The organism is Gelidibacter salicanalis (assembly GCF_016469035.1).
Lineage (GTDB): Bacteria > Bacteroidota > Bacteroidia > Flavobacteriales > Flavobacteriaceae > Gelidibacter > Gelidibacter salicanalis_A.
This window is the reverse complement of the sequence record NZ_JAEHJZ010000020.1, coordinates 1-11,935: the sequence shown is the minus strand read 5'-3', so window position 1 is coordinate 11,935 and position 11,935 is coordinate 1. Positions and strand designations below refer to the sequence as shown.

Annotated in this window: 10 protein-coding genes; 1 reads left to right on the top strand and 9 read right to left on the bottom strand. The window is 39.4% G+C overall.

Going from position 1 to position 11,935, the window contains the following annotated elements; all coding sequences use genetic code 11:
- Positions 1 to 2: 2 nt before the first annotated feature.
- Both glpK and JEM65_RS09230 read right to left on the bottom strand, forming a co-directional pair.
- Complete coding sequence (gene glpK / locus JEM65_RS09235; RefSeq protein WP_199598783.1) at positions 3 to 1,502, bottom strand: glycerol kinase GlpK; 1,500 nt, start codon at positions 1,500 to 1,502, stop codon at positions 3 to 5.
- A gap of 63 nt (positions 1,503 to 1,565) precedes the next feature.
- The gene (locus JEM65_RS09230; protein ID WP_199598780.1) at positions 1,566 to 3,128 is read right to left on the bottom strand and encodes a glycerol-3-phosphate dehydrogenase/oxidase; all 1,563 of its coding nucleotides are present in this window, start codon (positions 3,126 to 3,128) and stop codon (positions 1,566 to 1,568) included.
- Positions 3,129 to 3,287: 159 nt separating this feature from the next.
- Between JEM65_RS09230 and JEM65_RS09225 the strand changes: the two genes are divergently transcribed.
- The gene (locus tag JEM65_RS09225; protein WP_199598777.1) at positions 3,288 to 4,052 is read left to right on the top strand and encodes a DeoR/GlpR family DNA-binding transcription regulator; all 765 of its coding nucleotides are present in this window, start codon (positions 3,288 to 3,290) and stop codon (positions 4,050 to 4,052) included.
- Positions 4,053 to 4,069: 17 nt separating this feature from the next.
- On the opposite strand, the gene JEM65_RS09220 is transcribed toward JEM65_RS09225, so the two are convergent.
- The 7 genes from JEM65_RS09220 to JEM65_RS09190 form a co-directional block, all read right to left on the bottom strand.
- Positions 4,070 to 5,539, bottom strand: coding sequence for a sulfatase family protein (locus JEM65_RS09220; protein WP_199598775.1), 1,470 nt, complete (start codon positions 5,537 to 5,539; stop codon positions 4,070 to 4,072).
- A 293-nt stretch (positions 5,540 to 5,832) separates the two neighbouring features.
- Complete coding sequence (scpA, locus tag JEM65_RS09215) at positions 5,833 to 7,956, bottom strand: methylmalonyl-CoA mutase (protein WP_199598854.1); 2,124 nt, start codon at positions 7,954 to 7,956, stop codon at positions 5,833 to 5,835.
- Positions 7,949 to 9,319, bottom strand: a complete 1,371-nt coding sequence (locus tag JEM65_RS09210; RefSeq protein WP_199598773.1) for a methylmalonyl-CoA mutase subunit beta — start codon at positions 9,317 to 9,319, stop codon at positions 7,949 to 7,951. Before JEM65_RS09210 ends, scpA begins: the two co-directional genes overlap by 8 nt.
- Positions 9,312 to 9,596 (bottom strand): FtsB family cell division protein, encoded by a 285-nt coding sequence (locus tag JEM65_RS09205; RefSeq protein ID WP_199598771.1) that lies wholly within the window; start codon positions 9,594 to 9,596, stop codon positions 9,312 to 9,314. The genes JEM65_RS09210 and JEM65_RS09205 overlap by 8 nt, the downstream gene beginning before the upstream one ends.
- A 40-nt stretch (positions 9,597 to 9,636) precedes the next feature.
- On the bottom strand, positions 9,637 to 10,245 hold the full coding sequence (gene udk / locus JEM65_RS09200) for a uridine kinase (RefSeq protein ID WP_199598768.1): 609 nt from the start codon (positions 10,243 to 10,245) through the stop codon (positions 9,637 to 9,639).
- Positions 10,246 to 10,294: 49 nt separating this feature from the next.
- Complete coding sequence (locus tag JEM65_RS09195; protein WP_439953507.1) at positions 10,295 to 10,693, bottom strand: c-type cytochrome; 399 nt, start codon at positions 10,691 to 10,693, stop codon at positions 10,295 to 10,297.
- Positions 10,694 to 10,701: 8 nt separating this feature from the next.
- Complete coding sequence (locus JEM65_RS09190) at positions 10,702 to 11,808, bottom strand: PQQ-dependent sugar dehydrogenase (protein ID WP_199598767.1); 1,107 nt, start codon at positions 11,806 to 11,808, stop codon at positions 10,702 to 10,704.
- Positions 11,809 to 11,935 lie beyond the last annotated feature (127 nt).

The following is an 11,935-nucleotide window of genomic DNA, read 5'->3' as shown; positions in this document are numbered from 1 at the left end:
CATTATTTATCTTCCTTAGACCAATATTCTAAAGCATCGATAGCTCTGTACCAGCCTTTGATATCCTTTTCTATGGACGTCCTATCTTGTTTTGGGGAAAAGCGTTTGTCTGTTTGCCAAATTTGTTGAATTTCTTCGGGGTTTTCCCAATATCCAACCGCCAAACCTGCTAAAAATGCCGCACCCATAGCTGTTGTCTCCACTATTTTTGGTCGCACGGTTTCTGTATTCAACACATCCGCCTGAAACTGCATCAACATACTATTGATGGTGGCACCACCATCCACACGCAATTCCTTTATTGAAATGCCAGAATCTGCTTCCATAGCTTTAAGAATGTCCATGGTCTGATAGGCAATAGATTCTACAGCAGCACGTGCAATATGCGCATCTGTACTACCTCGGGTCAACCCAAAAATGACCCCTTGGGCGTGCTGATTCCAATAAGGCGCACCAAGTCCTGCAAAAGCAGGCACAAAATAAACGCCTTCTGAACTTTCTACAGAACCGGCCAAATATTCAACTTCTTGAGAAGTTCTTATGATTTTCAGACTATCTCTTAGCCATTGTACCACTGCACCAGCAATAAAAACACTGCCTTCAAAAGCATAGGTCGTTTTGCCATTTATCTTCCAAGCTACGGTGGTCAATAAGTTATGCTTGGACACCACTGGCTTATCCCCGATGTTCATCAACATAAAACACCCTGTTCCGTAGGTGTTCTTTACCATTCCAGGCTTGGTGCACATCTGGCCAAATAAAGCCGCTTGTTGATCTCCCGCTATTCCTGCAATGGGAATTTTAGAATCATAAAACGTAGATTTTGTATGCCCATAAACTTCACTTGAGGCTTTCACTTTAGGTAACATACTTTTCGGGATGGTCAATAAGTCCAATAATTCATCGTCCCAATCCATGGTGTTAATGTTGAAAAGCATCGTCCTGGATGCATTGGTCACATCTGTAATGTGCTGCTCTCCTTTGGTAAAATTCCAAACCAACCAAGTGTCAATGGTACCCAATATAAGATCTCCAGCTTCTGCTCTAGCTCTTGCCCCTTCCACATTATCCAAGATCCATTTTACTTTGGTTCCTGAAAAATAAGAATCTATGACTAGCCCTGTTTTATCCCTAATGAGATCATTTTTACCTTGCTTTTTCAACTCATCGCAAAAATCAGAAGTTCTTTTATCCTGCCAAACGATAGCATTATAGACTGGCTGTCCTGTTTTTTTATCCCAAACCACGACGGTTTCCCGCTGATTGGTAATCCCTATAGCTGCAATATTCCCTACATCCAAACCTTTTTTGGCAATAGCTTCAGCGGCAACACCGGTTTGTGTTGACCAAATTTCCAAAGGGTCGTGCTCCACCCACCCGGGTTTTGGAAAATATTGGGCAAATTCCTTTTGCGCAATAGAAATAATAGTGCCTTGCTTATCAAAAACGATAGCTCTAGAACTCGTGGTGCCTTGATCTAAAGCGAGAATGTAGTCTGCCATGATATGATTTTTATGTTTAAAAATAAAACAAAAACAGCTCTTAAAATATTGAGCAGCTAGTATTTATAAGATATATTGATTTGTTAAGTACGTAAATTCATTGATTTGTGATTGTTTCCAATCGTCATCCTTGCCTAAATACCATGCTAATATGTCAGCAACTACAGGTGCACATTCTTTAGCCGCCTTGGCATCCAAGAACAAGATTCGCACACGTCTTGCCAACACGTCTTCTACTGTGAGCGCCATTTCATTTTTTACAGCCCAAACGACTTCAGCTTTTAAAAATTCCAATCTCGGATGTAGTTTGTCTCCTAGTTCTGGAGATTCCTGTATCAGACGTTCAATAGCCTTTTGATCTGTTCCATAAATATAAAGATGGTCAGTATCATCAGCAGACCCATCGGCGCCATGAATGGACAGGTGTTTTGTTTGACATTCCCGATGCGGCAATTTACCCAAAAAGATGACCTTGTTTATGGTATCTTGAGCCATCTTTCTATAGGTGGTCCATTTGCCACCTGTAATGGTGATTAAACCAGATGTCGATACAATAATTTTATGACTTCTTGAAATTTCCTTCGTTTTTTCTGAAGCATCTTTAGGAGCCGCCAATGGACGAAGGCCAGCAAAAATGCTCAAAACATCAGCTTTGGAAACTGGCTTATTTAAATAGGCATTAGCCGTTTCCAAAATAAAATCGACTTCCTTGTCAAGTGGTTTTGGCTCCAAACTGTGACTATCCAGCAGCGTGTCTGTAGTGCCAACCACAACTCTATGATGCCATGGCACCAAAAAAAGCACTCTTCCATCTGCTGTTTTAGGAATCATAATGGCGTCATTACCTGGTAAAAAAGAGCGGTCTAATACCAAATGAATGCCCTGACTGGGTCTCACCGTGTTTTTAGCCCCTGCAGTGTCCATTTGCAAGATTTCATCAGTAAACACGCCCGTAGCATTAATGACCACTTTGGTGTTAAATGTATATTCTTTATGGGTCTCATTATCTATGGCCGTTACGCCGTTAACCTTTCCATTCGCATCCTTTTGCAAGTGGCTTACCTTAAAATGATTTAAAACCGTTGCGCCTTGTTCAATTGCTGTTTGGGCCATATTGACTGCCAATCGGGCATCATCAAATTGTCCGTCATGATAAACAACGCCACCTTTAAGATGCTCTGTTTTGATGGTCGAAAGTCGCGAGGAGGTCTCTTTTTTAGAAATTCTGGTCGATTTACCAAAACTTAATTTGCCAGCCAGAAAGTCATATACTTTTAATCCGACAGTGTAAACCAGCGAATCCCACCATTTATAATTAGGAATAATAAACGATTGATTTCTGACCAAATGGGATGCGTTTTTAAGCATCAAGCCTCTTTCATAAAGCGCTTCCTGAACCAAGTCAATATTGCCTTGCGCCAGATACCGGACCCCGCCATGCACCAATTTAGTGCTTCTGCTGGAAGTGCCTTTGGCAAAATCAGATTGCTCTAACAACAACGTTCTATAACCTCTTGTAACGCTATCTAAGGCCACACCCAAACCTGTTGCTCCTCCCCCAATAATAATAACATCCCAATCAGGACTGCTCTCTAAGGGTTTTATTAACGTTTTTCTATCGAACAAATTCTAAAGGTATTATCAACATTTCTTTTATTTGGTTTCAAATATAAATATTATTTTTTCTAAATGAAACAAAACGAAATTTTTTTATGTAAAACGAAACCTAATTAAAGAATATTACATTCAACAGCTTTCATTTGTTTATATTTGTGATGCAAGACTATGAAAAGACATCAAATTATATTAGAAAAATTGGCCAAGGAAAAACACCTTGAAGTTTTGGATTTATGCGAACTACTCGATGTTTCTGCAGTAACCATCCGTAAGGATTTGAGATTGTTGGAGGAAAAGGGGCTGTTATATCGTACCCACGGGGGTGCCTCTTTGGACAATCCTTATATCAATGAAAAAGCGATTGGCGAAAAAGAAAAAATCTCCGTAGAAGAAAAAAATGGGATTGCAGAATGCGCTGCCAGATTAATAGATGAAAATGATTCTATCCTTATTGCTTCAGGCACTACGGTACAAGCATTGTCAAAATTTATCAAACCCAAAAACAAATTAACGGTAATCACATCCTCATTGTATGTAGTTATACATTTAATTCATGACAAAAGCATTGAAATCCTCCAACTAGGAGGGTATATTCGGCACTCGTCAGGCTCTGTTATTGGCTCCTATGCCGAACATATTTTAGCCAACGTTTCTTGTAGCAAACTTTTTTTAGGAGTTGACGGACTTGATTTCGATTATGGACTTTCTACCACCAACTTAGAAGAAGCACAGCTCAATAGAAAAATGCTAGCAGCTGCGCAAAAAATTATTGTTTTAGCTGATTCTTCCAAATTTGGCAAAAAGAGTTTTGCTAAAATCTGCGATTTAGATCAGATTCACGAATTGATTACCGACAAAGGAATTTCGGCAGGTTTAATAAAGAAATTTGAAGAAAAGGGCATTAAAGTCACCATAGCAGAGCACTCAAGATAACTATATTAAAATGTAGGTTACTTAATGACGTTAGCCTCAATCCACGCCTTATAAGCATCTTCTAATTCTTTTACCTTCGCCGGATGTGCCGCTGCTAAATCCACACGTTCTCCAGGATCTTTAGAAAGGTCGAACAACTTCAAGGTAAAATCATCCCTAATTGGTTTAATATACTGTGCTGAAGGCTCACTTTTCCAATGATTTTCATTGGCATTGGTCAATTTCCAATCGCCTTGTCTTACCGCCCAAGTTTTTTGCCATTTCCACACCAATAAACGGTTAGGATCCGGATTGAATAGACTTATGCCATCAAGCGTAGGATCCGTGATTTTAGAACCCGCAGTTTCTACCAATGTCGGCAAAATATCAAGTGCAGACACATACTCATTACGTATGGCCCCTGCTTCTACTTTACCCGGCCAACTCATCGCAATTGGCACACGAATACCACCTTCCCACAAGGAATATTTGCCACCCGTAAGCGGCCTATTATTGGCACCCGTAAGTGGAGCCCCCCCATTGTCAGAAACAAATACAATTAAGGTTTCCTTCTCCAATCCCTGCTGTTTTATAGCATCCAACAAACGTCCAATATTGTCATCAAGACAATTGAGATTCGCTAAATAATAATTTCTTAGGTCCTCATGCTGAATGGCTCCCACTCGAGAATATTTATCATAATACGCAGCGTAGGATCCTGGTTTGTGTTTCCCAAAAGCTTCCATATTATCAGGATCGTAATTTGGGATTTCCTTCACATTATACTTGTCTAAATACTTTTTTGGAACTTCATGTATGAGATGGTGAACCGCGCTGTATGATAAGGTCAGGAAAAATGGTTGGTCTCTTTTTTGTTTGATATAGTCAATTGATTCGTCCGTAAAAATATCGGTCAAGTAACCTTCTTCATAACTTTTTTCGCCCATATTATGCATCAACGGACCCAATAGCGCACTTGTTCCATAGGGATCAGGCGTTCTATCTTTTATTTCTTTTGAATTCAACCAATAATCATGGGCATGTGCACTAAACCCTAAAAACTCGCCGTAGCCATGTTTTAAAGGATATTCACGAACATCATTTTTGTGAAAATTTCTTCCCAAATCATTTTTACCTATGTGTGCTGTGGTATAGCCTGCCTCTTTCAGGTATTCAGCAATGGTTTTGACATTCTCTGGAAGTCCTGGGCCCCAACTAGCGGGTTTATCCCATCTAAATTGATTCTGTCCGGTAAGGATTCCTGCCCGTGACGGACTGCAAACTGGTGCAGTTACATATGCCTGAGTGTAGACGGTTCCCGATTTTCCCAATCGGGAAATATTTGGCGTAGAAATCCGCTGATCATGATCAGCAAATGGCGAAAAATCGGCATATCCCAAATCATCTATAACAATTAATAAGATATTTGGTTTGGTTTCTTCTTTCTGTATTCCTGCTTTACAAGAAAATAGTACGCTGAGCAGTAACAATGCGAGGAGATTTTTCATAATCTGAAGAGTTTATTTTTTAAAAGACAACACAGCTGCACAATAACTAAGGATGTGAATTGTCAGATGTAACACTGATTACTTTGAGATTCAGTGCTGTAATTAACAGCACATCAGATAAAATTAGAGAAGCTTATCGTCTTCATTATTTTATCCCAATTCTTTGGTTTGACAGTGCTCTCTAATAACATATTGATCTTATAATTTAAAGATAAAATTAGAAATAGATCAATCATCTAGTGCGAGAAGTTATAATTGTTAATAACGCTACACATAGCATCACTAAAAATAGGTCAATCGATTAAAATCTCTAAGATCTGAATCGCGGCATCACTAATGCGTGTACCAGGACCAAAAACAGCAACGGCACCTGCATCAAATAAATATTGATAATCTTGTTTAGGAATGACACCACCAACGATGACCATAATATCTTCACGACCATAATTTTTGAGCTCTTCAATCACCTGAGGCACCAAAGTTTTGTGCCCTGCAGCTAAGGATGATACTCCTAAAATATGCACGTCATTTTCAACGGCTTGTTTTGCGGCTTCTTTTGGGGTTTGGAATAAGGGCCCAATATCTACATCAAAACCAACATCAGCATATCCGGTGGCGACCACTTTTGCGCCTCTATCATGACCATCCTGCCCCATCTTTGCAATCATAATTCGGGGTCTCCGCCCATCTTGTTCTGCAAATTTATCGGCCAATTCCCGTGCTCTTTTAAACGAGCTATCGTCTTTTATTTCTTTGCTATACACACCTGAAAATGATTTTATCTGAGCTTTATATCTACCAAACACTTCTTCAAGCGCATCGCTGATTTCACCTAAAGTAGCGCGTTCCCGAGCAGCTTCTACAGCTAAAGCTAATAAATTACCTTCACCTGTACGGGCAACTTCCGTTAATTTTGATAATGCTGCCTTTGCTTTTGCAGCGTTGCGTTCAGATTTAATTCTGTTTAAGCGTGCAATTTGAGAGAGTCTCACGGTTTGATTATCAACTTCTAAGGTTGAGATTGGATCTTCCTTTTCCAATCGGTATTTGTTCACACCTACAATGATATCTTGAGAGGAATCAATACGAGCCTGTTTACGTGCTGCAGCTTCCTCAATTCGCAACTTAGGAATTCCCGCTTCAATTGCTTTGGTCATCCCACCAAGTTCTTCAACTTCCTCAATCAATTCCCAGGCTTTTTGGGCAATATCGTGGGTCAGTTTTTCCACGTAATAACTTCCCGCCCACGGATCGACCGTTTTGGTGATGTGGGTTTCTTGTTGCAGAAAAAGCTGGGTATTTCTAGCTATTCTTGCTGAAAAATCTGTTGGTAAGGCAATCGCCTCATCTAAGGCATTGGTATGTAGACTCTGGGTCCCTCCAAAAGCTGCTGCAGCCGCTTCAATGGTGGTTCTTGCCACGTTATTAAACGGATCTTGTTCGGTCAAACTCCAGCCTGAAGTCTGGCAATGGGTACGCAAAGAAAGTGATTTATCGTTTTTAGGGTTGAACTGCTTCACCAATTTGGCCCATAACATACGTGCTGCACGCATTTTAGCGATTTCCATAAAATGATTCATGCCTATGGCCCAGAAAAAGGATAATCGTGGAGCAAATGTGTCAATATCCATACCTGCATCCAATCCTTTTCTAATGTATTCCAATCCGTCTGCCAGGGTGTATGCCAATTCAATATCACAAGTAGCACCAGCTTCTTGCATATGGTACCCAGAAATACTGATACTGTTGAATTTTGGCATGTTTTTGCTCGAATATTCAAAAATATCCGAGATGATTTTCATGGATGGTGTTGGCGGATAAATGTAAGTATTCCGAACCATGAACTCCTTTAATATATCATTTTGGATTGTGCCTGCCAATTGCTCAGGTTGCACCCCTTGTGCCTCAGCAGCCACAATATAAAACGCCATAATGGGCAACACAGCTCCATTCATGGTCATGGATACCGACATTTTATCTAAAGGAATTTGATCAAAAAGGAGTTTCATGTCCTCTACAGAATCGATAGCGACACCTGCCTTACCTACATCTCCAACCACCCGTGGATGATCAGAATCATAACCGCGATGGGTGGCCAAATCAAAAGCTACCGACAAACCTTTTTGGCCTGCTGCTAAATTTCGTCTGTAAAACGCATTACTTTCTTCAGCGGTGGAGAATCCGGCATACTGGCGAATTGTCCAAGGTCTGCGCACATACATGGTAGAATAGGGTCCGCGCAGGTTTGGTGCCAATCCTGCGATAAAATTAAGATGTTCTACAGTTTCTAAATCCTCTTTAGAATAAGTAGATTGAATATCAATATCTTCGGCGGTCTCAAAAGACTCTGCATCTTGACTCTTGGCTCTAGAGTCTATATTCTTTAGAACTATATGTTGTACATCCTTTCTACTCATCATCCAATCGTTTTTGTTCAACAGCCTCTGCCAAACGTTTTTCTATAATAGGCTCTATTAAAGTCTTTACAGGATTTTTCTTTACGAAAGGGTACAGTTCCAGATCAAGCTTCATTTTATCAGCAGCATTAGGATGTTTATTTGTACCCAACAAAATCAATTCGCCTTTATCAAATTGGCTTTGTTCTTTTGCAGCGCTTTCCTTAATCTTTTTTTGAATAATGCCCTCTTTTAACTGAACTAGGAATCCGCCATTAGCCTCAATATCCTTAAACAATGCTAAAGATTTCTCTGCCAACTGATCGGTTAGACTTTCAATATAATATGTCCCATCTGCGGGATTATTAACTTTATCAAAGTAGCTTTCGTGTTTTAGCACCAATAATTGGTTTCTTGCAATGCGTTCAGAAAACTCATTATCCTTATGATAAATAGCATCATAAGGCACATTGCAAATGGTGTTTGCACCGCCAAATATAGCACTCATACATTCGGTTGTGGTACGCAATAAATTGGTATTATAATCGTAAAGCGTTTTATTGCGCTTGGTTGGCTTAACAAAAATCAAACACTCTGGATTAAAACCGTAAGCCTCTGCCAGGGTGTGCCACAACTTTCGTAAGGCACGAAGTTTTGCAATTTCAAAGAAATAATTCGTTCCTACAGACACATTAAAAAGGACTTTAAACGATTGCTTTGCCTCGCTAGCAAGAACGGTATCTAAATGATTTAAATATTCATTGACATGGGCTAACGCATATGCCAGCTGTTGTACCATATTGGCACCGGCATTTTGGTATGTATCGAGGTGGACTGAAAAGGCGTTTGTATGTTTTATGATCGCCTCAAACTCAGCATGGTCTGCTTTTAAATTTTTGAACCAATTTCCGGTTTTAGCGAGGTTTCCAATAATATCTGTGTGGATATAAATATGCTCTTTACTTGGAATGACATCGAATTGTTTGACAAAGGCTTCAGACAAGAATTGACATTCAAAAAAAACGGTAATCTTAGTCAGATTGATGTTGACCAAAAGATCTTTTATTACGACAGTTTCTGAGGGCAGAATGAAGGTAATACTTTCCGCGCCCCGTTCTATAGCATTGACAGCCTTAAGGTTGGACTTTTCAACATTAGCCACATATATAGATTGGCCAATTCGCCATTCTGTTGCTTTAGTATCAGAAACTTCTGGACGCTTTTCAAATTCATCGGCATGATAGAAAGGTTTCACATGGATGCCTTCATCAGTTTTCCACACCAAGGTTTCATTGTAGTCCGCTCCCTTTAAATCATATTGAATAAGTTGTTTCCATTGTTTGGAGGATGCCTCGTTAAAATCATCAAATAACGTTTTAGTCATATTCCTTTTGATTTCTTATACTATCCTCATATTCGATAATATAAATTTCTTCATTCTCTCTCTTCATATAGTATTTTTCTCGCGCCAATCGTTCCAAGCCTTCTTCGGTACTTATAGCCTTAATGGCCTTTTCGTCCTTTTTGATTTCTCTTTTGTAATGATCGCGTGCCTCCTCAAGATCGTCCATTTCAGAATTCAGTTCACGATGAATGAGATATGAATTGGCATCAAAAAACAGCATCCACCCTGCAAATACAACAAATATAAGCACGTACATGTTCCTGAAGAACTTGAGATATTTATTTTTAATTTTCAACTTATACTAAGCGTTGGTTAATTATGGACTTTACAATATCAACTGCTACGGTGTTGTATTTATTGTTGGGGATAATAATGTCTGCATACTCTTTCATTGGCTCTATAAATTGCTGATGCATTGGTTTGAGCGTGTTTTGATAACGTGCCAAAACCTCATCCAAATCACGGCCCCGTTCTGATATATCTCGTTTTAAGCGTCTTATCAACCGTTCGTCACTATCAGCATGAACAAAAATCTTGATGTCAAACATTTTACGTAATTCAGGATTGGTCAAAATCAAAATGCCCTCAACAATCATCACTTTTCTTGGGTGCGTAAGTATCGTATCTCCTGTTCTATTATGCTTTATAAACGAATAGACCGGTTGGTGAATGTCAATACCTTCGCGCAAGTCTTTTAAATGATTCTCCAGCAATTCAAAATCAATCGAACGCGGATGGTCAAAATTAATTTTTACCCGCTCGTCAAAACTCAAGTGCGTGGTATCTTTATAATAGGAATCCTGTGAAATAACCCCTACCTCACCTTCAGGCAATTCTTTTAAAATTTGATTGACCACGGTAGTTTTTCCACATCCTGTACCCCCAGCTATTCCTATAATCAGCATCTTTAATTCTTTAAATTTCAGGGCAAATTTAACCAATTATTAAGAACTACTAGGGCTCAATTTTAGAAACTTCAGCGGCTGTTACTATTTTTCCATCGTCGTTTCCCCAGGAATTTAAAACGAAGTTCATAACGTCAGCAACTTCACTATCAGAAAGACCCAACGCCGCCATGGTACTGTTATAGACAACGCCATTGACCGTAATTTCACCAGACAACCCGTACTTTACCGCTTTAATACTTTCAAGACGCTTGTTCATCAAATAATCAGCTTTTGCCAAAGGCGGAAATGCTTTGGGAACACCTTCGCCATTGGGCATGTGGCAGTTCATGCAAAAATCTTCATAAACCACAGCGCCTCGTGCCATACTTTCTTTTAGTTCTGGTGTATGCTGCGGACTCGTCTTACAGGAAAACAACACACTTAAAAATATAACTAATGCTACCATTCTTACCATTAATTCTTAGGTAATATTTTAACAATGCCTTTATTTTCGATGCCTACATAAATAAAGCCATCAGGGCCTTGGTTAATAGATCTAACACGACCTAAACCATCTAAAAGGCGTTCTTCCTTTACCACCTGTCCATCTTTTAAGACCACCTTATTTACATATAAAAACTTTAGAGAACCTACCAATAAATCACCTTTCCAACCTGGATAATTATCACTGGTAATAAAAGCCATGCCGCTAGGTGCTATGGAAGGATCCCAATAATGTAATGGCTGCTCCATACCTTCTTTTTCGGTAATATCAGTGAATTTAGTGCCTACATAATTGACGCCGTAACTAATTACTGGCCAACCATAATTAGCTCCTTTTTTAATAATATTTATTTCATCGCCGCCTTTAGGCCCATGCTCATGGGTCCAAATATCGCCCGTTTCAGAATGTAAGACCATACCTTGCGGATTTCGATGTCCGTAAGAATAAATTGCTTTTTTCGCATTCGGGTCATTGACAAACGGATTGTCAGCAGGAATTGAACCATCATCATTTAAGCGATAGACCTTACCCCCATCTCTTGTGATGTCCTGTGAGTTTTCGTCACGATTCCCACGATCACCAACGGTAAAATACAAATAACCGTCTCTATCAAAAACAATTCGTGAACCAAAATGTTGCCCTTTTGTAGTGTTTGGAGTTGCTTTGTAAAGTACTTCTTTACTTACGAGCATGTTGTTTTGAAGTTTAGCACGCATCAGGGCCGTGTTACCGCCCTCATCATCGCCTTCTGAAGAAGCGTAGGTCAAATAAATCCACCCATTTTCTTGATAGTTTGGATGGAGTGCAATATCCAACAGCCCCCCTTGTCCTCTATTGTATACTTCAGGAACCCCTTCAATCATTGATTTTTTACCATCTTTAAAGTGAATGATTTTACCTTCCTTTTCGTTGATCAACATTGAATTATCTGGTAAAAACACAAACCCCCAAGGGTTTGACAAGTCAGCTACCACTACTTCAAAATCATGGTTGGTATTGACCGGGTTCTTATCTTGGGCACATGAGCTAATGCCCACAAATGCCATTATTAGTGTGACGTAATTTTTAATTTTCATACAGTTAGCGATTAATCCATAAATTTATAAATAATATTTGTTACAATTTAAAGAAAAGCCATATATTTGCACCTCGATTTCCAGGAGTCGAAATAAAGATAACCACTTCGGGGTGTATCACGCTAAG

Bases quoted from the DNA above. Each gene is read 5' to 3' on its own strand.
- glpK (WP_199598783.1), bottom strand. From the start codon at position 1,502: ATGGCAGACTACATTCTCGCTTTAGATCAAGGCACCACGAGTTCTAGA.
- JEM65_RS09225 (WP_199598777.1), top strand. From the start codon at position 3,288: ATGAAAAGACATCAAATTATATTAGAAAAATTGGCCAAGGAAAAACAC.
- JEM65_RS09220 (WP_199598775.1), bottom strand. From the start codon at position 5,539: ATGAAAAATCTCCTCGCATTGTTACTGCTCAGCGTACTATTTTCTTGT.
- scpA (WP_199598854.1), bottom strand. From the start codon at position 7,956: ATGAGTAGAAAGGATGTACAACATATAGTTCTAAAGAATATAGACTCT.
- JEM65_RS09210 (WP_199598773.1), bottom strand. From the start codon at position 9,319: ATGACTAAAACGTTATTTGATGATTTTAACGAGGCATCCTCCAAACAA.
- JEM65_RS09205 (WP_199598771.1), bottom strand. From the start codon at position 9,596: ATGTACGTGCTTATATTTGTTGTATTTGCAGGGTGGATGCTGTTTTTT.
- udk (WP_199598768.1), bottom strand. From the start codon at position 10,245: ATGCTGATTATAGGAATAGCTGGGGGTACAGGATGTGGAAAAACTACC.
- JEM65_RS09195 (WP_439953507.1), bottom strand. From the start codon at position 10,693: ATGGTAGCATTAGTTATATTTTTAAGTGTGTTGTTTTCCTGTAAGACG.
- JEM65_RS09190 (WP_199598767.1), bottom strand. From the start codon at position 11,808: ATGAAAATTAAAAATTACGTCACACTAATAATGGCATTTGTGGGCATT.